The 22,833-nt window shown below is 42.1% G+C and carries 29 protein-coding genes; 15 read left to right on the top strand and 14 right to left on the bottom strand.

Features of this window, described 5'->3' with window-relative positions; all coding sequences use genetic code 11:
• Window positions 1-52: 52 nt before the first annotated feature.
• The 9 genes from yjgA to ACXAH2_RS05350 all read right to left on the bottom strand — a co-directional run bounded on the left by yjgA (window position 53) and on the right by ACXAH2_RS05350 (window position 7,029).
• Window positions 53-583 (bottom strand): ribosome biogenesis factor YjgA, encoded by a 531-nt coding sequence (yjgA, locus tag ACXAH2_RS05390; RefSeq protein ID WP_475077151.1) that lies wholly within the window; start codon window positions 581-583, stop codon window positions 53-55.
• 6 nt (window positions 584-589) lie between these two features.
• Window positions 590-1,939: a magnesium transporter gene (gene mgtE / locus ACXAH2_RS05385; protein ID WP_475077150.1), complete on the bottom strand. Its 1,350-nt coding sequence runs from the start codon at window positions 1,937-1,939 to the stop codon at window positions 590-592.
• Window positions 1,940-1,944: 5 nt separating this feature from the next.
• Complete coding sequence (locus ACXAH2_RS05380; protein ID WP_353668160.1) at window positions 1,945-2,214, bottom strand: HPr family phosphocarrier protein; 270 nt, start codon at window positions 2,212-2,214, stop codon at window positions 1,945-1,947.
• 12 nt (window positions 2,215-2,226) lie between these two features.
• Window positions 2,227-2,676, bottom strand: a complete 450-nt coding sequence (ptsN, locus tag ACXAH2_RS05375; RefSeq protein WP_475077149.1) for a PTS IIA-like nitrogen regulatory protein PtsN — start codon at window positions 2,674-2,676, stop codon at window positions 2,227-2,229.
• Window positions 2,677-2,691: 15 nt separating this feature from the next.
• The gene (locus ACXAH2_RS05370; RefSeq protein ID WP_475077148.1) at window positions 2,692-4,176 is read right to left on the bottom strand and encodes an RNA polymerase factor sigma-54; all 1,485 of its coding nucleotides are present in this window, start codon (window positions 4,174-4,176) and stop codon (window positions 2,692-2,694) included.
• 75 nt (window positions 4,177-4,251) lie between these two features.
• A complete protein-coding gene (gene lptB, locus ACXAH2_RS05365; protein WP_353668163.1) occupies window positions 4,252-4,977 on the bottom strand; it encodes an LPS export ABC transporter ATP-binding protein in 726 nt (241 codons plus the stop codon).
• A gap of 3 nt (window positions 4,978-4,980) precedes the next feature.
• Window positions 4,981-5,487, bottom strand: coding sequence for a lipopolysaccharide transport periplasmic protein LptA (gene lptA, locus ACXAH2_RS05360; protein WP_475077147.1), 507 nt, complete (start codon window positions 5,485-5,487; stop codon window positions 4,981-4,983).
• Window positions 5,471-6,049, bottom strand: coding sequence for an LPS export ABC transporter periplasmic protein LptC (gene lptC / locus ACXAH2_RS05355; protein ID WP_475077146.1), 579 nt, complete (start codon window positions 6,047-6,049; stop codon window positions 5,471-5,473). The genes lptA and lptC overlap by 17 nt, the downstream gene beginning before the upstream one ends.
• Window positions 6,049-7,029 carry a calcium/sodium antiporter gene (locus tag ACXAH2_RS05350; protein ID WP_475077145.1) on the bottom strand — a complete coding sequence of 327 codons (981 nt, stop codon included), beginning with the start codon at window positions 7,027-7,029 and terminating at the stop codon, window positions 6,049-6,051. Before ACXAH2_RS05350 ends, lptC begins: the two co-directional genes overlap by 1 nt.
• Window positions 7,030-7,178: 149 nt before the next feature.
• On the opposite strand from ACXAH2_RS05350, the gene ACXAH2_RS05345 reads away from it, so the two are divergent.
• The 9 genes from ACXAH2_RS05345 (at window position 7,179) to ACXAH2_RS05305 (ending at window position 14,122) form a co-directional block, all read left to right on the top strand.
• A complete protein-coding gene (locus ACXAH2_RS05345) occupies window positions 7,179-7,973 on the top strand; it encodes an ABC transporter ATP-binding protein (protein WP_475077144.1) in 795 nt (264 codons plus the stop codon).
• A complete protein-coding gene (gene mlaE / locus ACXAH2_RS05340; protein ID WP_475077143.1) occupies window positions 7,970-8,752 on the top strand; it encodes a lipid asymmetry maintenance ABC transporter permease subunit MlaE in 783 nt (260 codons plus the stop codon). Before ACXAH2_RS05345 ends, mlaE begins: the two co-directional genes overlap by 4 nt.
• A 1-nt stretch (window position 8,753) precedes the next feature.
• The gene (mlaD, locus tag ACXAH2_RS05335; RefSeq protein WP_475077142.1) at window positions 8,754-9,215 is read left to right on the top strand and encodes an outer membrane lipid asymmetry maintenance protein MlaD; all 462 of its coding nucleotides are present in this window, start codon (window positions 8,754-8,756) and stop codon (window positions 9,213-9,215) included.
• A 6-nt stretch (window positions 9,216-9,221) separates the two neighbouring features.
• Window positions 9,222-9,842, top strand: coding sequence for an MlaC/ttg2D family ABC transporter substrate-binding protein (locus ACXAH2_RS05330; RefSeq protein ID WP_475077141.1), 621 nt, complete (start codon window positions 9,222-9,224; stop codon window positions 9,840-9,842).
• Window positions 9,843-10,082: 240 nt separating this feature from the next.
• Entirely contained in the window at window positions 10,083-10,319 is a 237-nt protein-coding gene (locus ACXAH2_RS05325; protein ID WP_475077140.1) for a BolA family protein, read from the top strand.
• A gap of 26 nt (window positions 10,320-10,345) precedes the next feature.
• Window positions 10,346-11,608: a UDP-N-acetylglucosamine 1-carboxyvinyltransferase gene (gene murA, locus ACXAH2_RS05320; RefSeq protein ID WP_475077139.1), complete on the top strand. Its 1,263-nt coding sequence runs from the start codon at window positions 10,346-10,348 to the stop codon at window positions 11,606-11,608.
• A 1-nt stretch (window position 11,609) separates the two neighbouring features.
• Complete coding sequence (hisG, locus tag ACXAH2_RS05315; protein ID WP_475077138.1) at window positions 11,610-12,254, top strand: ATP phosphoribosyltransferase; 645 nt, start codon at window positions 11,610-11,612, stop codon at window positions 12,252-12,254.
• Complete coding sequence (gene hisD / locus ACXAH2_RS05310) at window positions 12,255-13,562, top strand: histidinol dehydrogenase (RefSeq protein ID WP_475077137.1); 1,308 nt, start codon at window positions 12,255-12,257, stop codon at window positions 13,560-13,562.
• Between the two features lie 2 nt (window positions 13,563-13,564).
• Window positions 13,565-14,122, top strand: coding sequence for an SRPBCC family protein (locus ACXAH2_RS05305; protein WP_475077136.1), 558 nt, complete (start codon window positions 13,565-13,567; stop codon window positions 14,120-14,122).
• On the opposite strand, the gene ACXAH2_RS05300 is transcribed toward ACXAH2_RS05305, so the two are convergent.
• Window positions 14,116-15,150 (bottom strand): S1C family serine protease, encoded by a 1,035-nt coding sequence (locus tag ACXAH2_RS05300; protein ID WP_475077135.1) that lies wholly within the window; start codon window positions 15,148-15,150, stop codon window positions 14,116-14,118. The genes ACXAH2_RS05305 and ACXAH2_RS05300 overlap by 7 nt on opposite strands.
• A 36-nt stretch (window positions 15,151-15,186) precedes the next feature.
• Here ACXAH2_RS05300 and ACXAH2_RS05295 point away from each other — a divergent pair, with 36 nt between their 5' ends.
• A complete protein-coding gene (locus tag ACXAH2_RS05295; RefSeq protein WP_475077134.1) occupies window positions 15,187-15,948 on the top strand; it encodes a Nif3-like dinuclear metal center hexameric protein in 762 nt (253 codons plus the stop codon).
• 80 nt (window positions 15,949-16,028) lie between these two features.
• Here ACXAH2_RS05295 and ACXAH2_RS05290 read toward each other — a convergent pair whose 3' ends face one another.
• A complete protein-coding gene (locus ACXAH2_RS05290) occupies window positions 16,029-16,475 on the bottom strand; it encodes a Z-ring associated ZapG family protein (protein ID WP_475077133.1) in 447 nt (148 codons plus the stop codon).
• Window positions 16,476-16,603: 128 nt separating this feature from the next.
• On the opposite strand from ACXAH2_RS05290, the gene zapE reads away from it, so the two are divergent.
• The 5 genes from zapE to ACXAH2_RS05265 all read left to right on the top strand — a co-directional run bounded on the left by zapE (window position 16,604) and on the right by ACXAH2_RS05265 (window position 20,041).
• Window positions 16,604-17,704 (top strand): cell division protein ZapE, encoded by a 1,101-nt coding sequence (zapE, locus tag ACXAH2_RS05285; RefSeq protein ID WP_475077132.1) that lies wholly within the window; start codon window positions 16,604-16,606, stop codon window positions 17,702-17,704.
• 171 nt (window positions 17,705-17,875) lie between these two features.
• Entirely contained in the window at window positions 17,876-18,304 is a 429-nt protein-coding gene (rplM, locus tag ACXAH2_RS05280) for a 50S ribosomal protein L13 (RefSeq protein ID WP_013796474.1), read from the top strand.
• 14 nt (window positions 18,305-18,318) lie between these two features.
• Entirely contained in the window at window positions 18,319-18,711 is a 393-nt protein-coding gene (gene rpsI / locus ACXAH2_RS05275) for a 30S ribosomal protein S9 (protein ID WP_475077131.1), read from the top strand.
• 239 nt (window positions 18,712-18,950) lie between these two features.
• Window positions 18,951-19,583: a glutathione S-transferase N-terminal domain-containing protein gene (locus ACXAH2_RS05270; protein WP_475077130.1), complete on the top strand. Its 633-nt coding sequence runs from the start codon at window positions 18,951-18,953 to the stop codon at window positions 19,581-19,583.
• 77 nt (window positions 19,584-19,660) lie between these two features.
• Window positions 19,661-20,041, top strand: coding sequence for a ClpXP protease specificity-enhancing factor (locus ACXAH2_RS05265; RefSeq protein WP_475077129.1), 381 nt, complete (start codon window positions 19,661-19,663; stop codon window positions 20,039-20,041).
• Between the two features lie 75 nt (window positions 20,042-20,116).
• Here ACXAH2_RS05265 and ACXAH2_RS05260 read toward each other — a convergent pair whose 3' ends face one another.
• Genes ACXAH2_RS05260 through ACXAH2_RS05250 form a run of 3 tightly spaced genes read right to left on the bottom strand, consistent with a single transcriptional unit; the run spans window position 20,117 to window position 22,822 of the window.
• Complete coding sequence (locus ACXAH2_RS05260) at window positions 20,117-20,710, bottom strand: SIS domain-containing protein (protein WP_475077128.1); 594 nt, start codon at window positions 20,708-20,710, stop codon at window positions 20,117-20,119.
• Between the two features lie 5 nt (window positions 20,711-20,715).
• On the bottom strand, window positions 20,716-21,102 hold the full coding sequence (locus tag ACXAH2_RS05255; RefSeq protein WP_475077127.1) for a YraN family protein: 387 nt from the start codon (window positions 21,100-21,102) through the stop codon (window positions 20,716-20,718).
• The gene (locus ACXAH2_RS05250) at window positions 21,050-22,822 is read right to left on the bottom strand and encodes a penicillin-binding protein activator (protein ID WP_475077126.1); all 1,773 of its coding nucleotides are present in this window, start codon (window positions 22,820-22,822) and stop codon (window positions 21,050-21,052) included. The genes ACXAH2_RS05255 and ACXAH2_RS05250 overlap by 53 nt, the downstream gene beginning before the upstream one ends.
• Window positions 22,823-22,833: the final 11 nt, after the last annotated feature.

Here is a 22,833-nt window from a genome sequence, read left to right as displayed (position 1 = left end):
TTTATGTTTTCAAGTATTTATAATGAGAATAAATAGTTTAAAACGAAACAGATTATTCAGATAAACCTAAACGTTTTTCTTCCATTTCACGTAAGAAGCGAAACAGCTTTTTACGATTGGTTGTTTTGCCTTGCTGAGAAACCTCTTTTTGTGCTTGTCGAATCAGATTGCGCAAAGTTTGGATGTCTTCAACTTCAGGGTGTTCATCTAAGTAGTTAGCCAATTCTTCTTTACTGTTTTCACTTATTAAGGCGTCACGTTTAAGTTCAAGTTGGTGAAAGAGTTTGTTGTAAGCGGCCGATGTTGTATCAAACAGAGCCAATCTTTGTTCGATGGCTTCGTGATCTTCGGTGCGCATTACCTTGCCTATGTATTGCAAATGACGACGAGTGGCTTCATGTTGCTTGATGCGATCAGCTTCATTTAAAGCATCACGCAGCGTGTCAGACATAGGGACTTTCTTTTGCTGACTTTTGCTTAGTTGCAACAGCTTCTTGCCTATCTCTTGCAAAGCTTCCATTTCACGCTTGATCTGGGTTTTACTTTTAGGGATGTCGTCTTCGAATTGATCAAAATCTGTCATGGGAACCTATACAAGAAAAATAGTGGCCAAGCCGAGGAAGGATAAAAAGCCCACCACATCGGTCACGGTTGTTAAAATAACGCTGCCTGCCAAGGCTGGGTCTATGCCGATTTTTTTTAATAAAATGGGCAGTAAGGTTCCTGTGGCAGCGGCAAAAAGTAAGTTAATGATGGTTGCGCCAGCAATGATATAGGCAATCATAATATTGTCAAACCAAACGGCGGTAAGGGCCGCGATAATACTGGCCCAAAGGATACCGTTCAGTATACCGACAATCAATTCGCGATTGAGCAGCCAGCGAGTGTTGGTTGATCCTATTTGGTTAAGTGCTATACCTCGAATAACCAAGGTCAGTACTTGTGAACCTGCGATGCCTCCCATACTGGCGACAATTGGCATTAAAATGGCTAATGCCACCACTTGGTCTAAGGTGTGCTGAAATAGGCCAATGACATAAGAGGCAATAAAGGCGGTAATGAGATTAATACCTAACCAAACGGCGCGACGTTTAGTGGTTTTTAAAATAGGGGAGAAGGTATCTTCATCATCATCCAAGCCTGCCATACTGAGCATGGAATGCTCAGCCTCATCACGAATGACGTCTACCACGTCATCAATGGTGATGCGGCCGAGTAGTTTTTGAGTTTCTCCATCGATAACCGGAGCAGACACTAGATCCATATTTTCGAACAATTGAGCGACATCGCTGGCAGGCGTATCAGCGGTGATGAAAGTGTAATCTGTCTCCATGATGTCACGTACTGTATCATCTGGATCACTCACCAAGAGTTTGGTTAACGTCAGTGTGCCCAATAAGCGGTCTGAGCGGCTAACGACCAGTAGGTTATCCGTCATATCTGGTAGAGTATTGTGACGACGTAAATAACGGAATACGATATCCACAGTGATGTTCGGACGAATGGTGATGGTATCCGTATTCATCAAGCCACCCGCTGAATCTTCAGAGTAGCTTAATAGTGTTTCGACTCGGGTTCTGTCTTGCGCCGTCATAGACGCAAGAACTTCTTTTACGACTGTTTCAGGTAAGTGTTGTAATAAGTCGGCAAGGTCATCACTTTCAAAATGTTCTGATACTGCGACCAAGCGCTCAGTATCCATTTCTTTTAGGAACTGGGCACCTATGTCTTCACTTAGATATTGAAGGACTTCCCCTTCGTTTTTAGAGTCAATTAACTCCCAAAGTAATTTACGCTCTTTTGGGGGGGAAGATTCGAGTAGACGGGCTACATCTTGCGCAGGTAGAGCGCCGTTAAGCAGATAACGTGCCTGCATAGTGGCCCCAGACTCAAGGGACTCACTAACTGTCTGCAGATGGCTTAACGTTTTTTCTGGCATCAAAACTACTCGTCTTCACCAAAACGATCATTAATCAAAGCCAAGACGGCTTTAATCGCTTCTTCCTCATCTTCTCCATTGGTTTTAACGGTGATTTCAGTACCTTTGCCAGCAGCGAGCATCATCATTGCCATGATGCTTTTGCCGTCAACATTACGGCCATCCTTCTCAATGGTAATATCACATGAGAAACGTGATGTGGTTTCAACCAGCTTGCCTGCAGCACGGGCATGCAGTCCAAGCTTGTTGATAATAGTGATGGATTCTTCCTGCATGCTGTTTCATCCTTATATTAAAGATTCAAAGCTAGTGTACAACTCTTTATTAGTTTGTGCGTTGCGAAGTTTTGCTAGTGCGTCTGGTGACTGCGCTAATTCTGCAATTTGCGCTAAAGTCGATAAGTGTTGATCGCATTCGTGAGGCGGTACAATTAAGGCGAAGATCAAGTCAACAGGCTGTTTGTCGACAGAGTCAAAATCAATAGGACTTTGTAGGGACATAATAACAACGGCTGTATGATTGGCAGATTCAAGACGACAATGTGGAATGGCAATGCCATTTCCTATACCGGTACTACCTAATTTCTCACGTGCCAACAAGGCGTCATAGACAGCTTCATTATCACAATGTAGACGGTTAGAAGTGATCTCCGCCAAACTTTCAAGAACACGTTTTTTGCTAACAATGTCTTGTTTAGCAAGCACAAGATCGGCTTTTAGTAGTGAATTTAATGGCATGATACTTAATACCTGTTAAATCAATCTTTTTCGTTCATTGGAAGGCGGAATATTCATCGCCTCACGATATTTGGCAACGGTACGTCTTGCTACTTGAATGCCTTGATCTGCCAAGATGGTTGCCAGTTTATTATCACTAAGTGGTTTCTTAGCAGGTTCATCAGCCACCAATTTTTTAATCATAGCGCGTATGGCGGTCGAAGAACATTCACCGCCTGATGCAGTATTAACATGGCTTGAAAAGAAGTATTTCAATTCAAAAATGCCTTTTGGTGTATGCATGTATTTTTGCGTAGTGACACGAGAAATAGTGGATTCATGCATGCCTACTTCTTCTGCAACATCGTGTAATACCATAGGTTTCATGGCTTCTTCGCCGAGTTCGAAAAAAGCAATCTGGCGACTCACAATACAACTGGCTACTTTTAACAGAGTTTCATTACGACTTTGTAAACTCTTCATGAACCATTTGGCTTCTTGTAATGAATTTTTGATGTAGCTTACATCTTCTGCAGTAGAGGCTGTGTTAGCCATGGCGGAATAGGTTTCGTTAATCTTGATCGGTGGTAAAGCATCATTATTCAATTCGACTTGCCAAATGCCGTTACGCTTTTTGACTGACACATCTGGTATGACATAATCCGTATCGTCTTCATCAATGGCCGAACCTGGACGCGGGTTAAGTTGCTGAATAAGATGAATAACTTCTTTAAGCGCTTCGTCTTTAAGCTTGGTTTTGCGGCTTAACTGCACGAAGTCTCGACTGCCTAGCAGATTTAAATAATGACTGATCAGGTTTTGTGTGCTTTTGAATAGAGGGTGGTCTTGAAATGCTTCTAATTGCACCAGCAGACAATCGCGTAAATCAATTGAGCATACACCCACAGGGTCAAAGCGTTGCAGTCTGTGTTGTACGGCTTGAATTTCATCCAATTCAAGTTCTTCTAGATCACTTGTAAGAGATTCTAGAATGTCTTCTAATGACATGCTCAGATAACCGTCAGGCTGAACGCAATCAACAATCGCGTAAGCAATCTCCAAATCACGGTCTGACATGTGGGTTAGGTTGAGTTGCCAAATTAAATGGTCTTGAATGCTCTCTGCTGGAGCATTACGACTTTCAAAGTCCATTTCATTATCGAAGCTAGTCGCATCGCTTACGGCGGCTGAGCTTTGGTAGGTATCATCCCAGTTGCTATCAATTGAAAGCTCTTCAGGGATACTTTCCGTCCATTCTGATTCTAATCGGGCTTCTTCGGCTGACTCACTGTTTGCCTTTTCTTTGCTTGTATCGTTTTCGACTTTAGATTCAATGCTAGCAGGTAAGTCGATGGCAGTTAATTCGTCGTCATCTAATTCCAGCAAAGGATTGGATTCAAGGAATTCATGAATCTCTTGTTTTAAATCCAATGTCGAAAGTTGCAGCAAACGAATGGCTTGTTGCAACTGCGGGGTCATGGTTAATTGTTGACCGAGCTTTAGCTGTAAAGACTGCTTCATGGAGCAACTCTGTCTGATTTAATAAATTGGAACGAGTTATGCATATTACTCCCTTTCTACAATAATGATAAGGGGTTACAGGCGGAAGTCGTCGCCTAAATAGACTTTTTTTACTTGTTCATTGTTAATGACTTCACTGGCATCACCAGAAGCTATGATATAACCATTGCCCACAATGTAAGCTTTGTCACAAATATCCAGCGTTTCTCTTACATTATGGTCGGTAATTAAAACGCCAATGCCGTTGTCTTGTAAATGCTTAATAATCAGCTTTATATCGCCTACAGAAATCGGATCAACCCCTGCAAAAGGCTCGTCTAATAAAATGAATTTAGGATTCATTGCCAAAGCACGTGCAATTTCGACTCTGCGACGCTCGCCACCAGACAGGGCCATGCCTAAATTTTTACGAATGTGAGTGATGTTGAATTCTTCCAGTAATGATTCTAGACGTTCCTTCTGCTCAGTTTTAGACAGTTCTTTACGGGTTTCTAAAATGGCTGAAATATTATCTTCAACGGACATTTTTCTGAAAATGGAGGCCTCTTGCGGTAAATATCCCACGCCTTTTTGGGCGCGTACATGCATAGCATCTTGAGTAATGTCTTGGTCGTCAATAAAAATCCCCCCGGCATCATTGGCAACCATACCGACTATCATATAAAAACACGTGGTTTTGCCCGCACCATTTGGGCCCAGCAAACCTACGGCTTGCCCCGATTCAACAGCAACGGAGACGTCTTTCACAACAGGGCGCTTTTTGTAGCTTTTAGCCAGATGTTTTGCTTCCAGTCGAGCCATGGGTTAGTTTGCCTTGCCTGTTTGTGGTTGTAGGGTCATTGATACGCGACCGGAATCTTTTTTCTCGGCACTGAATGTGCCGTCATCGATCCTATAGAGAATATAGTCAGCAGAGATGGAATTTTGCATGCGACTTAGATAGCCCTCACCAATGATTTCAAGTTTACCTTCATCTGTTGAGTAGTGAATTTCATTACCTTTGCTGATAACGATATTGCCACTCCAGTCTACTTGCTGGCTGAATTTAGCCGGAGTGCCGGAAGCCTCTAAACTACTGAACTGCTGAGTTTCAGGGTTGCTCGTTACTTTTAAATATTGAGCTTGGATTTCAATTGAACCTTGTTTAACAAGTACGTTACCTTTATAAATGGCTTGCCCTGTATTTTGGTCAAAGGAAGCTTCATCTGCTTGAATTTCAAGTGGTTTCTCAATGTCGTTAGGTAGGGCAAGGCTATATTGGCTTAATGTTATCAGAGTAATTAAACCAGATAATTTAGTGAATTGTTTCATAATTTCCTCGTACTGATCCTGTCATCACGACTTCTTCTGAATTGATATAAGTAATAATTTTGCCCGCAGAAGTCTTACCTTGAGCAGAGGTAAGAATTGCATCTCCTTGACTGGTTAAGGATTTATCTTGGTCTAAATAATGAATAGTGTCAGCGTGTAAGATCACATCTTCTGATTGCTTATATTTTTTTACGGCTTCTGCATTATTCGACAGCAAAATGTCGTTACTACCATCCTCAATAATGCCTTGCGAAGCGTGAGCGTGCCAACTACCAGATACAGAATATCTATCTATATTTGGATTCTCCAGTAAGGTGCGTGAGGTCTGGATGTAGTGTAGGGTTTGCTCGGCATTGATTCGCTCAATTAAATTTCCTTGTGCATCATACCTCTGCGCTACAACCTGAGTGATAAAATAATCTGGAGTACTACTTAACGACGCAGACTCAACTAAATTGGTCTGGGGTAGATTTTTATACCAAGTCAGCATTGCAATGATAGCGCTAAATAGGGCGATTATCAGTATATTGCGCAGACTTTTAAATGTTTTGTTAGTTGTCATTAAGTCGGGCCACCTGTACCTAGAATGTACAAGTATAAAGCGTAAGCGATCAGTAGTGGTAGTCCTAGCCATTTTGGAATGCTATTACGCTTAGTACGCTTGAAGACAAAAATGGCAATGACCAAGGCCAGTGTTAAACTTAGTGTCCAAGGGTAATCACGGGTCAAAATGCTGTGATCTAGTACGCCTGGTGCTATCAGAGCAGGTAAAGGTAAGACTGTCGCTAAATTAAATATGTTAGAACCTAAGATATTACCGATGGCGATATCGTGATGTCCTTTGCGCACGCTACTGATGGAGGCTGCTAACTCAGGTAGACTGGTACCAATAGCGACAATGGTCAAACCAATCACCAATTCACTGACTCCAAGTTGAGTGGCGATTCCTATGGCACCCCACACCAATAACTTGGAGCTGCCAATTAAAACGGCAAGACCCAAGATCGCAATAAGTAATGAACGTCCGATAGAGCTTCCGTCATCTTCCGGAAGTTCTTCTGTTAGTTCCTTGGACAAATCTTTACTACCTTTTAAAAGCAAAAACAAAATTACCATGAATGCCGCCACTAAGATAACACCATCTAGAACGCTGAGGTGTTGATCATGAATTAACAGTCCTGTTAGAAGTGTTATGCCTAATACAAGTGGGACTTCTTTGGTGGCAATGCCTGCAGTGATAGGTATGGCAGAGAACAATAACGTGGCACCCAAAACTAAAGCAATGTTAGCTATGTTTGACCCTAGCACGTTACCTACGGCAATTTCAGGCGCTTGATCCAATGCCGCAATGGTTGAAACAACCATTTCAGGTGCTGATGTACCTAAGGCGACTAATGTAATGCCAATGATGATGGGGCTTATGTTTAGTTTCTCTGCGACCAGAGCAGAGTTTTCAATAAACTTATCAGAACTAATGACCAGAAGAATCAAGCCAGCAATCAAGGCAGCAGAAAACAACAACATGATGGAGTAATTACTCATAATTTCAGGGGCTACCATTTAATGAGGTTTGGCTTTGAAATTCAAGGCTTGACCTAGCAAACAAATTGTATTTACACGGTGTGAGATTTTATTTCCTAAAAGGCGGTGTTAGTATCAATCGGTATTCGCTAGGGAATAAGGGTGTATTTGTGGAAGACGCATATATTAAAGTACAGGGGTTGAGTTTTTATCGTGGAGAAAGAGCAATCTATAAAAACGTCTCTTTGAGCATTCCAAAGGGTAAGGTAACCGCTGTGATGGGGCCAAGTGGTACAGGTAAAACCACTTTGTTGAAATTAATTGCCGCACAATTGGTTCCAAATCAGGGGCGGATATTGGTAGGTGGACAAGATGTTCATACTTTGTCTCGTAAAAAGCTTTATAACGTCCGCAAAAAAATGGGCATGCTTTTTCAGAGTGGTGCCTTGTTTAGCGATATGTCAGTGGCAGAAAATATCGCCTTTCCACTTGAGGAGCATACCCAGCTTGATAAAAGACGCATTCAACAAATTGTCATGGACAAACTTCATAGTGTAGGTCTGCGTGGTGCGCATCAACTTATGCCATCTGAATTGTCTGGCGGCATGGCAAGACGTGTGGCGTTAGCCAGAGCCATCGCCTTGGATCCGGACTTGGTGATGTATGATGAACCTTTTACAGGTCAAGATCCTATTTCAAAAGGCGTGCTGGTTAAACTGATTCGACAATTAAATGATGACGCCAAGATTACTTCTGTGTTGGTGTCTCACGATGTTGAAGAGTCACTGTCTATTGCTGACCACGTCTGTATTCTGGCGGGTGGTAAAGTGATTGCCGAAGGCACGCCTGAAGAGATTCAAGCTTCTAATGATCCACAGGTTAAACAATTTATGAAGGGCGAGCCTGATGGGCCAGTGCCATTTCATTATCCTGAGCAATCTCAGTCACAAGGAGTATCAATATGAATCTTGTGATGCATTTAGGGGCTTGGTTTCTCAATTGGTTAGAAGCGGTTGGGCGTGCGGGCTTATTTTTAGCGCAAAGTGTGCTTCGTGTTCCTGTTCGCTTTGGTGAGTCAATTCGATTATTAGTAAAGCAACTTTACTCTGTCGGTGTGTTATCACTGGTGATTGTGGTGGTGTCAGGTGCCTTTATTGGTATGGTGCTGGCACTACAGGGCTACAGTATTTTATCAAAATTTGGTTCGGAAGAAGCGGTTGGTCAATTATTGGCTTTGTCTTTACTGCGTGAGTTAGCACCAGTGGTGACTGCTTTGCTCTTTGCTGGTCGTGCCGGTTCTTCATTGACTGCGGAAATCGGTTTGATGAAAGCCACTGAGCAATTGTCTAGTTATGAGATGATGGGGGTTGATCCTTTGCGTCGCATTATTGCTCCACGTTTTATTGCTGGAGTGATTTGTTTGCCCTTGTTGAGTATTATTTTTGCCGCAACGGGGATTATTGGCGGTCTATTGGTATCGGTTGGCTGGCTCGGAGTGCATGACGGTGCATTTTGGTCTTTGATGCAGCAGTCAGTGTATTTTGATACCGATATTATGAATGGGGTGATCAAAGCCTTTTTCTTTTCAGTTGTTGTGACTTGGATTGCGGTATATCAGGGCTACGAATGTGTGCCAACCTCTGAAGGTATTGGGAAAGCAACGACTCGCACTGTGGTGTTGGGTTCTTTAGCCATTTTAGCATTGGATTTTGTATTAACAGCTGCCATGTTTGGGGATTTTTAGGATGAGAAGTAAGCGTACTGAATTATTAGTTGGATGTTTTATTGTATTGGGATTGGCAGCCTTTGTTTACTTGGCGGTGCAAGTAAGTGGATTGGGATTTTCTGCTCAAAAAGATTCTTACAAAATTGTTGCCAGGTTTGATGATATTGGTGGTTTGACGAGTCGTTCAAAGGTTACTATTGCCGGTGTAACGGTTGGTTCTGTTGAGTCCATCTCTTTTGATAAAGAGCTTTACATGGGGTTGGTGACGATGAATATCGATGCCGATGTCGATAATATTCCTGAGGACAGTTCGATTGCCATTTTGACCAGTGGTTTACTGGGTGAGAAATACCTTGGTATTACCATAGGCGCGGATGAAGAAATGCTGAAAGACGGTGGGGAAATCTTTGACACTCAATCTGCTTTAGTATTGGAGAACTTAATCAGTCAATTCCTGTTTAATTCAGGTGATTCGGAGTAATTCTTTATGATAAAACTGTTGACTGGGACTTGCCTTGTTTTGTCTTTGTTGATGAGCTCACTTGTTTGGGCGAATGATAACGAAGGGGCAAGGGATGCCGTAGTGAAAGTCGTGGATGCATTCCGTGATGATATAGTAAAGGATAAGGATTTCTTAGCAAACAACCCTGACGAACTCGCTGTCAGGGTGGATCGAATTTTAGCTAACGTAGTGGATTTTGATGATTTTTCTCGTAAGGTGATGGGGAAGTATTATCGACGAGCCACACCTGAACAAAGAGAGCGCTTTGCTGGTGTTACTAAAGACACCTTGTTACAGACTTATGGCTCTTCATTGTTAGAGTTAGATCCTGATCGAATTAATGTGCTGCCATTAGGGCCACAAGGTCGTGGTCGTGAAACCAAAGTTAATGTGGACTTCCAAACGGAAAATGGTGGCATGTTGAACATCATCTTCTACATGGAGCAGAACAAAAGTCAGCAATGGTTATTGAGTAATGTAGCAATCAATAACATTAATTTTGGCCTGACATTTCGCAAGCAATTTGGTGTCATGATGGAGCAGAATCGAAATGATATTGAAGCTGCGATTCTTGCTTGGAAGGATTCATTAGCGAAAAAATCATAATAGTGATGGTGGCTCATTCTTAAAAATCCGCTTATAAAAGTTGTAAGCGGATTTTTTTATTGCCGTTTTTTGTGTGTGCTGTGTTTAAAAGCTAAAAAAACGATAGCCAATCTGTCATCATCGAATAAAATCTTAGAAAACAACTGTTTTTTTACTCCTAGTGGCTATCGAAAGTGTTAAGTAGTTGGCTCTACTAGGGTAGAATATCAGCATTAAAGTACATTTTAGATTGGAGTGACTGTGAACGCAGGTGAAGTAAAAGCACTTTTGGAATCTTCTATTCGTGATAGTGAAGTCATGGCAGAGGGAGAAGGTTGTAATTTTCAAGTTGTCATTGTATCGAGTGAATTTGAGGGGTTGTCGACGGTGAAGCGTCAACAGCTTGTGTACTCACATTTACAAGAGGCCATTGCCAGTGGTGCTATTCACGCTGTAACCATGAAAACTTACACGCCAGAGCAAGCAAGTAAGCTGTAAAGAAATTATTATAAGAGATTGATTGTATGGATAAGCTTTTAATTACTGGTGGGTCACCTTTAAAGGGTGTGGTGCGAGCTTCAGGGGCGAAAAATGCAGCGCTTCCAATTTTGGCAGCTACTTTGCTGACTAAAGATTTAATTACTATTAAGAATTTGCCGCACTTGCATGACATTACCACCATGTTAGAGCTATTGGGGTCAATGGGTTGTGGTGTTGTTGTTGATGAAAAAATGAGTGTTCAATTGGACATCTCCACACTGAATAATTGTGAAGCGCCTTATGAACTGGTTAAAACCATGCGAGCTTCCATTTTGGTATTAGGGCCATTAGTAAGCCATTTTGGTCGTGCCGTTGTCTCCTTGCCAGGTGGTTGTGCCATTGGTAGTCGTCCAGTGGATTTGCACTTGCGTGGTTTAGAAGCCATGGGGGCAAAGATAGATGTAACAGGCGGAAACATAGTAGCGACTGTTGACGGCCGTCTTAAGGGCGCTCGTATTTTCTTCGATAAGGTAACTGTAACAGGTACTGAGAACCTGCTAATGGCAGCGACTTTAGCAGAAGGCCAAACCATCCTTGAAAATGCTGCTCGTGAACCTGAAGTAGTTGATTTGGCTGAGTGCTTGATTGCCATGGGGGCAAAAATATCCGGTCATGGAACTGATACTATTGTTATTGATGGTGTGGAAGCGTTACAGGGTACTACATATCCTGTAATGCCAGATCGAATCGAAACAGGTACTTTCTTGGTTGCTGCAGCCATTACTGGTGGCAAGGTGAAGGTCATTGATACGGATGTGAAATCTTTGGAAGCAGTGTTGTCAAAATTAGAAGAAGCTGGCGCTAAAGTCACGTGTGGTGATGATTGGATTGAAGTGGATATGGAGGGCCGTCAACCAAAAGCCGTCAATATAAGTACTGCGCCTTATCCTGCTTTCCCAACTGATATGCAAGCGCAATTTGTCGCTTTGAATTCAGTGGCAACTGGCGTGGGTCGTGTCATTGAAAATATTTTTGAAAATCGCTTTATGCACGTAGATGAAATGTTGCGTATGGGGGCTGACATTGAAGTGAATGGCAATACCGCTATTATTCGTGGCTGTGACAAATTGAAAGGTGCGCCAGTAATGGCGACAGACCTGCGTGCATCAGCGAGTTTAGTACTTTCGGCTTTAGTCGCCGAGGGTGATACTAAGATTGACCGCATTTACCATATAGATCGTGGTTATGAGTGTATCGAAGAGAAGTTCGGCGCTTTGGGTGCGAAAATTTCACGAGTATTGAATTAATATGAGTAAAGCATTAACCATCGCCCTTTCAAAAGGGCGTATTTTGGGGGAAACCCTACCGCTTTTGGAAAAAGCCAATATCATTCCAGCAGAGGATATTACTAAGAGTCGTAAGCTGATTTTTGATACTAATCACGAACATATTAAATTGGTTGTTTTGCGAGCTACTGATGTGCCTACCTATGTTGAACATGGTGTAGCGGATTTTGGTGTGGCGGGCAAAGACGTACTGATGGAAGCTTCGACTAAAAATTTGTACGAGCTGTTGGATCTAAAAATTTCCAAATGTCGTTTGATGACGGCTGGTGTCGTTGATCAGGCATTGCCGCAACGGCGCTTAAAAGTTGCCTCTAAATTTTCCAAAACAGCGAAACAATATTTTGCTGAGCAAGGTATTCAAGCGGATGTTATCAAGTTATACGGCGCGATGGAATTAGCGCCTATAATGGGCTTGGCAGACTTGATTGTTGATATCGTGGATACGGGTAATACTTTAAAAGCAAATGGTTTGGAAGCGCGTGATTTAATTGCTCCGATTAGTACGCGTTTAGTGGTTAACAAGGCGGCTTATAAAACTAAGTTTGCCGAGATAGAGCCTATTCTAGAAATGTTAAGAAAGGCTGTTGAAGAAAACGAGGGTAAATAGTTGAAACTTAATATTCGAGAGTTTTCCTCAAAATCTGCAGATTTTCGTGTTGAATTAGAACGTCTTCTTGCGTGGGATTCTGTTTCCGATGCGAATGTTCAGCAAGCTGTCACCGATATTGTTACACAGGTTCGTGCTTTTGGTGATGAGGCTTTGGTTAAATTTACTAATCGTTTTGATCGCCGTGATGTGAAGCATGCCGCTGAGTTAGAAATTTCTCGTGAGCAAATGGCGCAAGCAAAAGAAAGGGTTAGTGCTGAATTAGTTTCCAGCCTTGAAGCGGCAGCGAAACGAGTGCGTGATTATCATGAGCATCAGGTTCAAAACTCTTGGCAATATCAAGAAGCTGACGGCACAGTATTAGGGCAAAAAGTAACGCCATTGGACAGGGTAGGAGTGTATGTGCCAGGCGGTAAGGCCGCTTATCCTTCTTCTGTTCTGATGAATGTCATGCCTGCTAAAGTGGCTGGTGTCGGCGAAATTATCATGGTGGTTCCTACGCCGGATGGTTTTGTTAATGATATTGTTTTGACGGCAGCCTACATTGCGGGTGTTGACCGAGTATTTACTGTAGGTGGCGCTCAAGCTGTTGCGGCTTTGGCATATGGAACGGAAAGTGTGCCTAAAGTCGACAAAATAGTCGGTCCTGGAAACATCTATGTAGCGACAGCGAAACGTATGGTATTTGGTGCGGTTGGCATTGATATGATTGCTGGCCCGTCTGAGATCTTGGTGGTCTGCGATGGTAAAACGGATCCAGATTGGATTGCGATGGATTTGTTTTCGCAAGCTGAGCACGATGAAGATGCACAATCGATTTTGATTTCACCAAATGCGGACTACATTCATCGAGTGAAACAGTCGATGGAAACCTTGATCGAAAGCCAAAGTCGCAAAGACATTATCAAGGTGTCTTTAGAAGGGCGCGGTGCTTTGATTCATGTTACTGATATGGAAGAGGCGATTGAAATAGCTAATTTAGTGGCGGCTGAGCACTTAGAATTATCGGTTGATGAGCCAGAAAAATGGGTGGAAAAAATTCGCCATGCTGGTGCTATTTTTATGGGGCGTCACACACCAGAAGCATTGGGCGATTATTGTGCCGGACCAAATCACGTTTTGCCAACCTCAGGCACAGCGCGTTTTTCTTCTCCATTAGGGGTATACGATTTTCAAAAACGTAGCTCTTTGATTAACTGTTCTCCTCAGGGAGCCAGTGCTTTGGCTAAGATAGCATCGCCTTTGGCTCGAGGTGAGTCTTTAGAGGCGCATGCAATGTCGGCTGAATATCGTATTCTTAAGGATTAAGCATGCTAGGCAAAAGTTACGGTCACTCTAACGCGATCTATTCTATCCGTCGTGTTACCCGTGTTCTTGCTTTGCTGATCTTGTTGTTGGTAGGAGCCGGTTTTTTCCTACCAACAGATTATCGGGTTGAACGCAGCGTTGTGATCAATGCCACTCCACAACGCATTCTAACTTTTGCTTTGAATGGAGAGCATTTACCTCTGTGGATGCATATAGAAAATGGTCGTCTACAATCCTTTCAAGGTGAATTGTCGGTAGGTCAAACTATTGCAATTGATTACCAAGATAAGGATGAGCAAGGGAGTCTGACTTTGTTATCGGCAACTTCTTCGCAATTCATATTTGAAGTGCGCCCTAAGACAAATGTGAATCTGGTTCAGAACCAGATCCGCTTATTATCCTCTTCCGGCGGTACACAAGTTGTTTGGCGAATTGAAGGGGATTTGGACGCTGGTTTTATTGGGCCTTATTTAGCTATTTTCGCGAATGATTTGGCTGGTGAGAACTTTCTAATTGGTCTGCAAAAGCTTAAAAGTCTGGTAGAAAGTCAGGTTCAATAAACAATTCTTTGCATGGCAGGTTGTTTTTCTAAGGTTATTTTTGTTTGGTAAGATTGTTGACCTCGCAAGCCTAATAAAGAAATACTGGTACCAGGTTTCAATGAGGCTATCATTCTTTGAACTTGGTGTGGGTCGATACTGGGGGTTTGGTTTATCTCTAAAATGATGTCGCCCACTTCAATACCAGCTTTTTGAGCAGGGCTTGATTGAGTTATGTCGCTGACCAATAATCCATATTCGCTTGGTAAGGCCAAATTGTCTGCTAAGTTTTGGGTGATTTTTTGAGCTTCCATTCCCAAATACCCGCGTATTACTTCACCGTGGGCGATTATATCTTGCATCACCGTCATGGCATCGTCGATAGGAGTGGCAAAACCAATACCTTGCGACCCTCCTGAACTGGAATAAATGGCAGAGCTGATGCCAATCAGTTCTCCGCGCATATTTACCAAGGCGCCTCCTGAGTTACCTGGATTAATTGCTGCATCAGTTTGCAGAAAATTTTCATAAGTATTTAAACCAATGCTGTTTCGTCCTTTAGCACTGATGATGCCCGAGGTAACGGTTTGACCAATATCAAATGGATTGCCAATGGCTAAAATTCGATCGCCAATTTGCATTCTGCTGCTTTTGCCGACTTTTATGCTAGGTAAATCGTCTAATTGGATTTTTAAAACCGCTAAATCGGTTGAAGGGTCTGAACCAATAAGTTTGGCTTTTAGCCGTCTTTCATCGTTTAATGCCACTGTAATGCTTTGAGCATTTTGAATCACATGATGATTGGTTAAGATAAAGCCATCAGAAGAAATGATGACGCCAGAACCTAAATTCGTCGTTTGAGTGACAGTCCCATTCTCGGTCCAGTGGCGTTTTTCTAATTTTTGGCTATAAATGCTGACAACGGAGGGAGCGGTGGCATTTACCGTGTTTGCGTAGCTTTCTGCCTGATGTATATTTCCATAGGCCTGCATGAGCAATGCCGTTAATCCTATACAAGCACCGAGTAGAATGGCGATAATGGTTGGCATTAAATAAAATTTTATCTTCATAAATAAGGAGTTATTTTGTTACGCAGTGAGTTTGAATTATTACTGAATCGAACACTGAGTCCAAGCCGTTTTAAAGATTATGCGCCAAACGGCCTTCAGGTAGAAGGAAAAGACGAGATTCATCGAGTGGTAACAGGGGTAACCGCTAATCAAACTTTGATTAATGCTGCGGTAGAATGGCAAGCAGATGCAATCTTTGTGCATCATGGTTATTTCTGGAAAAATGAACCCCCTGAAATAGTTGGTATGAAGTATCGTCGTATTGCTACTTTAATTAAGAATGATATTAATTTGTATGGCTATCATTTGCCTTTGGATGCTCATCCAGAATACGGTAACAATGCTGGTTTAGCGAATGTATTGGGGCTTGGTTCTCGTGAGCCCTTGCAGCCTTGGTTACCCATTGAAGAGTCTATTGGTATTGTAGGAGAGCTTAGTGCAGCTATGTCATTAGATGCTTTTCAACAATTGATTGAAAAAGGTGTAAAGCGCAAAGTCTTGTTCGAGCGAGTGTCTGATCTGCCTATTAAGCGCGTGGCTTTGTGTACAGGTGGGGCGCAAGGTTACATAGATCAGGCGTTAAAAGTGAACGCTGATGTGTTTATTACCGGTGAAGTGTCGGAGCAAACGATTCATATTGCGCGCGAGATGGGGATTCATTTTATTGCTGCAGGTCACCATGCAACGGAAAGATTTGGCGCTCAAGCTATGGCTGCTTTCTTGGATGAGCAGGATGGTTTGCAGGCTAGATTCATTGATGTGGAGAATCCAGCTTGATATCTTATTAAGATGTAAAAAGACCCTCAGTAATTGGATTAATCCAGCTAATGGGGGTCGCTTCAAGACATAGATGTAACTTAAATGGTCCGCTTTGGTTCTAGCTCCGCGTTTTTATTTTTAAGCCCAAATGCCTCGCTCAACATACCATGATCTTTATCATTCTTTAGAGCATAATCTCTTGGTGGTTCATTCGGATTAGCTTCTAAAGTATCTCGATGAGTCATAGGAGAATCTACCTTGACATTGCTTATTTGAGAGGCACTGTTGGCGAGGTTAGTTCTTAGTTCACCAAGACGCTTTTCCACTATGCTGAGTTGTTCATTGCTGTCGGCAAAAAAATTATCAATAATGATTTGTTTGTTGGTTAATTCCTGTTGTAGGGACTTCATGGTTACCAAACTATCATTTGCTTCAATTGGTTTGTTGTTACTTTTGCTTAGAAGGCTTTTGATGGAATAGGTCGCAATACTACCAAGGATAATTCCAGTAATAAAAACAATGATATTGAATTCTTCTAAATTCATAACTCTCTCCTTTTAACATCTTCCCATTATAACTAATATCGCTTTCAGGGTAACAGGATCAGAGGTGTTGTTTAAGTTACAATTTGTTAGAATGTTCATAATTTATTTATCCATACGAAAGACTGACAATGACCCCTATATCTCGTTATCAAGAAGATCTTAAGCGTGAGGATTTTCATTATGACCCTGCGCAAGAAGAAGCCGTAAAAGCATTGCAAGAATTATTTGATCGTTTAGTGAACAATCAAAGGTTGCCAGAATCTGCTGGTCTGTTTGGTTTGTTTAAAAAGAAGAAGCCAATGAAAGTAGAGCAGGGCTTATATTTTTGGGGTGGCGTTGGCCGCGGAAAAACTTATCTAATGGACACCTTTTTTGATTGTCTGCCAATGGAAAGGAAGATGCGTCTTCATTTTCACCGTTTTATGCAAATGGTGCATCAGGAGTTAAGAAAGCTTAAAGAGGTTAAAAACCCATTAGAGATTGTTGGAAAGCAAATCTCTGATAAGGCGCAAGTCTTATGTTTTGACGAATTTTTTGTAACGGATATTACAGACGCCATGATATTGGCCGGTCTTTTGGATGAGTTGTTTAAAAATGGTACTAGCTTGGTGGCGACTTCTAACATTGAGCCGGATGGCTTGTACAAGAATGGTTTGCAACGGGCGCGTTTTTTACCTGCGATCGCGTTAGTTAAGGAAAATACCAAGGTAATGAATGTCGACGGTGGCATTGATTATCGTCTGCGCACGCTGAAGCAGGCCAAGTTGTACCACTTTCCATTAGATGAACAAGCCGATCAGGAATTAAATAATCGTTTCATGAGTTTGATCACTGATGCCTCACATATCAAAGAGGGCGGTGTGGTCGAAATCGAAGGACGAGAAATTCCTTTATTACGAAGTTGTGAAGACATGGCGTGGTTCGATATTAAAGCCTTGTGTGATGGCCCGCGAAGTCAAGTGGACTATATCGAGATTGCTCGTCTGTACACCACAGTGATTATTTCAAACCTGCCTCAAATGGACGCATCTCGCGATGATTTAGCGCGTCGTTTCATAAACTTGGTAGACGAATTTTATGATCGTCATGTTAAAGTTATTTTCTCTGCTGAAGTGGCGATTCCAGACATTTATCAAGGAACACGTTTGAAGTTTGAATATGATCGAACTATCAGTCGTCTCTTGGAAATGCAATCGGAAGAGTATTTGTCGCTGGAGCATCGTCCTTAAGGATGAGATGCAAAGTGCTTTTAAAAAAATATTTAATGCTGTATACTTCGCTCGCCTTTTTAAAGGTAAATGTACGTTTATTGTTCAGTTTCTTATTTAAATAAGAGTAGATAATAAACCAATAATAATAGGTATAGCGTGTTAATCACGCGTATTGATAGGGTTTTTTTGATGAAAACTTTTACTGCTAAACCTGCTGAAGTGCGTCGCGACTGGTTCGTGGTTGATGCTGAAGGCAAAACTCTAGGTCGTTTGGCTACCGAAATCGCTCGCCGTCTACGCGGTAAGCATAAAGCTGAATACACTCCTCATGTTGACACTGGTGATTACATCGTTGTTATCAATGCTGAGAAAGTTCATGTTACAGGTAACAAGGCCGCAGCAAAACAATACTATCGCCACACTGGTTACCCAGGCGGCTTGCGTTCTATGAATTTCGAGAAGTTGATTGATCACGCTCCAGAGCGTGTTCTTGAAATCGCCGTTAAAGGTATGTTGCCGAAAGGTCCTTTGGGCCGTGCAATGCACAAGAAAATGAAAGTATACGCTGGTACAGAGCATCCACATGCTGCTCAACAGCCTCAAGAACTTAACATTTAATACGGAAGATCATTATGTCAGCTACTCAATACTACGGTACAGGTCGTCGCAAAACGTCTACCGCTCGTGTGTTCCTAAAAGCCGGTTCTGGTAACCTAGTTATCAACAACCGCTCTCTTGACCAATACTTTGGTCGTGAAACTGCCCGCATGGTTGTTCGTCAGCCTCTTGAGCTTGTTGAAGCGACTGAAAAATTTGATGTTTACATCACTGTTAAAGGTGGTGGTATTTCTGGTCAAGCTGGTGCGATTCGTCATGGTATCACTCGTGCGCTAATGCAATACGATGAAGCCCTACGTCGTTCTCTACGTTCTGCTGGTTACGTTACTCGTGACTCTCGTGAAGTTGAACGTAAGAAAGTTGGTCTTCGTAAAGCGCGTCGTCGTCCTCAGTTCTCTAAGCGTTAATAATCGTTTTAGAATCTGTATTAAAACGCTTGGTAATTATGCCAAGCGTTTTTTTTGTTTTTAATATGCTCTTGCGGCAATCTTGTAACAAAATGATTTTTCAAAGAAAAAACATTTAAAAGATGATAGAATGGGGCATATTTTTAGTGGTGATGACAGCTAAGTGTCTGCCATCACACTGATTTGATTATTTGTCCTCTTTTTTAGAGGGTTTTAAAGTCTTCAATAAGGGGTTAGACATGGGTGTTATTGCAAAGCGCTCCTCAATGACGTTTTTTTCAGATGGAGAGGATCATTATAGTCATCGCGTACGCATTGTTTTGGCTGAAAAAGCGGTAACTGTGGACATCATTGATGTAGACCCGTTTAATAAGCCAGAGGAATTGGCTGATGTGAATCCATACAATGAATTACCCGCATTGGTTGATCGTGACTTAGTCTTATACGAGCCAAATGTCATGATGGAATACTTAGATGAGCGTTTCCCTCATCCACCATTATTACCAGTATATCCGGTAGCGCGTGCGGAAAGTCGTTTGTATATGTACCGTATTCAACGTGACTGGGCAAAATTGGCTGATTTAATTTTGTCTAGCAAGGATAAAGAAGCGGTTGCGCAAGCGCAAAAAGAATTGCGCGAAGGTTTGATTAGTGTATCGCCCATATTTGAAGAAAAACCATACTTCATGAGCGATGAGTTCACTATTGTAGATTGTTGTTTAGCGCCAATCTTGTGGCGTTTGCCTGTTTTGGGAGTGGATATCCCAAAAGAGCAAGCGAAAGCATTATACAAATATATGGATCTGGTTTTCGCTCGTGAGTCTTTTAAAGAAAGTCTTTCAGAAGCGGAGCAAGAAATGCGCTTGGACTAAGATCCAGCAGTGCTTAGAAGTAGTAAAAGAAGGAGCCAATGCTCCTTTTTTTGTTTAAGACAAAGGGAAATATCATCATGATACCGAAACGTTCTTACTTACTAAATGCGGCTTACTCTTGGATTGCTGATAATGATATGACACCCTATCTACTAGTGGATGCTAAGCAGCAAGGAGTTGTAGTACCGACAGAGTTTATCAAAGATGGTCAGATTGTTCTGAATGTCAGTATGACGGCGGTTCGCAATTTATTGATGGATAAGCAAGCTGTGTCATTCGAAGCGCGTTTTAGTGGTAAGCCTATGCAGGTTTATGTACCAATACGCGCTGCAATTGCATTGTATGCTAAAGAAAATGGCGATGGTTTTGTGTTTCCAGAAGAAATATTTGAAGAAGAGCCTACACCAACGCCTCCTGAGCCAACGAAAAAAGGCTTCCAGCTGAAAGTCGTTAAGTAATCCTTGTTTAAATCAGCCTGTGTTGTGAGGATAACAAACGCAGGCTGATTCAATCACTCAGTTTTCTATGTTCGCTTAATCTTCGTAGCCGAACAATTGTCTTTCCAATAAATCCATTAGTGTATGAATGACAGTGATTTGGCACTCATGAACGCGCGCTGTGCCTAACAGATTTACCTTAATTTCGGTATCGTCCTGAGAGGTTAAGGAGGAGATGTTTTTCGCTTCTGGACTGGTCAAAGCAACGACGCTCATTTTGCGTTCGTGAGCGGCTTGGATAGCTTGAATGATGGGGGAAGTGTTGCCGCGATTGGCAATGACAAACAAAATATCCCCCGGGTTGCCAATGGCGGTAATTTGTTTGGAGAAAACATCGTGATAGCTGTCGTTATGGGTAATGGCTAATAACGAGGAGCCTTCACCACTTAAATTGATTGAAGGCAGTCCAGGCCTTTCCCTGTCCATTTTATCCAACATAAGTGTGCTGAAATATTGCGCAAGATGTGAGCCAGTACTGTTGCCAATACAAATAACTTTGCCGCCGGAACCAATGCTAGTAAAAATGACTTTAGCGGCATGTTCTATATAAGGTGGTAAGCTTTCTAATGCTTGTTGTTGAGCTTCAAAGCTCTGTGCAAATTGGGTGTATATTGCTTCTTGAAAATCCATAATAATTAAAATGCTGCTTTAAGCCAGGTTAAATGTTGTTCGTCTATTTTTATATCAAATAGTACAGCATCGAAACGGCTAGACTGGTCTAGTTTGTTGTTTTTTTGTAGCCACAATGCTGCACTATTTCTTACTTTATTAAGCTTATTTTGAGCCAAGCTTTCAGCGGCTGATCCGTGCATCAGATCTGCGCGAAATCGAACTTCGACAAAAACATAGGTTTGTTGATCGCGGAAGATTAAATCTATTTCACCTGTTCGACAAAAAAAATTTCGCTCTACGAAAATGAGTCCCTGTCGACAAAGGAAAGCTTCAGCAAATTGCTCTGCTTGTTGTCCACTAGTCTTGGTTCGTTTCTTCCTCTTTCTCAAAAAATTGCTTACTGCGCGCATAGACCAAATTCCCTCTTCGGTACGTCATAATTTCAGGACGTTTATGAAACACGCCATTATCATCCATGGTAATGATGCCAGTATTGGCAGAAATGCGTGTACTCTTCAGTAAGGCAAACAATTGATATTTGTTAGCCAATAAATAGGAATCTGCTCCGAGTGCTTGCAAGCGTCGCAAAATATTTGAGCCTGGGCTTGGGGGTAAAGCGCTAGCGTTTTTGTTGCTGCCGGAAAGCGCTGGTAGTTCAGTAAACAGAATGCGTTCAATGTCTTCGGCTTTAGTGTTTCTATCAGGGGGGCTGTCATTCAAGTTACTGGTAGATAACATGGGGACAGAATCAGCAAAATAGAAGTCCAATAGCGGGCGAATCTGTTTGGCATCGTTTAGTTTGCCAACATAAAACACGTAATCTAAATCTTGACGTGGGCGAGCTATGGCATCGACTTGATGGCCAGTCCATTTTTCAATGAGGTTTTTTCGCGCGTAACTTTCATTAATGAGAAGCAGTTTTTGTACCGCATTTTGACGACCCTGAGGCGTGTTGGCGTATGATTGTGCTGATGTAACAGTAACGTGTTCTTGCTCTGCTGCGGTAAGAAATTCATCATTTTGCTTCAGAGCCCAGGTATCTTGTGTACTGAGTACAGCAGCCTTAGTGGCGCCTTCTTGTTTGGCAAAATTGATCAATTCATGGATTTCATCTTCTGCACTCAATGAAAAATGAAATAAATTTTTGGCAGCTTGATTAAAATCTAACTGATTTAAAGTGATAACAGGGTAGGGTAAATCGATACGACTTATTTTAGCCACATTATTTTTTTCTAATGGACCAATGATGATATCAGGTGTCATGTTATTTGCCGCTGTCAAGGCGTCTATTATGTCAGTGTATTGGTCAGTATCAACTATGTTCACCTGAGGACGTTTTTCTTTTTGATTGTAATAAGTGGCAAAGAAACCATCGACAACGGCTTGGGAAGCACGTTTCAGTTTGCCTGACATGGGTAGCATTAGCACCACTTTTTGTGGCGCCATGTCTTCGATTGATGCCATCAATTTAAAATCTTGCGGTGGATTGATCGCCGCGGGGTGACTGGTGTTTCTTTGTTGCCAATTTTGAAAGGTGGCAAGTTGCTGTTCAATTGATAAGGATTGATCACGTAGAATATTACTGATGGTAAGCCAACCATTCAAAATAGGCTGCTGAGCTTCATAAAGGCTCTCTATTTCATTTTCTGTTAGGTTCTGAATAGCCAACCAAAGTTTGTCTTGATTAGCCTGAATTTCATCTAATGGCAAGCTGTAACTCAACGCCATTCTAAGTTTGACGGCTTCTGGCCAATTACTAAAATGCTCAAGAATACTGGCGCGTGTCTCTTTGATCTGGTTTTGTTTGTCAGGGTGTCTCGCTGCTGTTAACTGATCTGCCTTGTTGAGCAACAGAAAAGCGTCTAACGCATTATCAAGTTGAGCATTGATTTTGGCTGCCAGCAAATAAGCATTAAATTGCACCGAAGAGGTTTTGCCAAGAACGGACTTTTCGAGAATTGAAATGGCTTGAACATACGCGCCGTCCTGATAATTTTGTAAAGCCTGCTCATAAGCCGCACTGATTATTTTGCTGTTATTGGGTTTATAAGGATGATAAATGCTTGGCGGTGGAGTGTTGTCAGAGGCTTCTTTATCACCTTGAACCAAGCTGGAAGTCTGCTGAGGCATATTTAAGTTTG

This window comes from Marinomonas sp. ABL3_031, from assembly GCF_056161265.1.
Note: the sequence above shows the minus strand (reverse complement) of the source record. Positions and strands in the feature narration are given on the sequence as shown.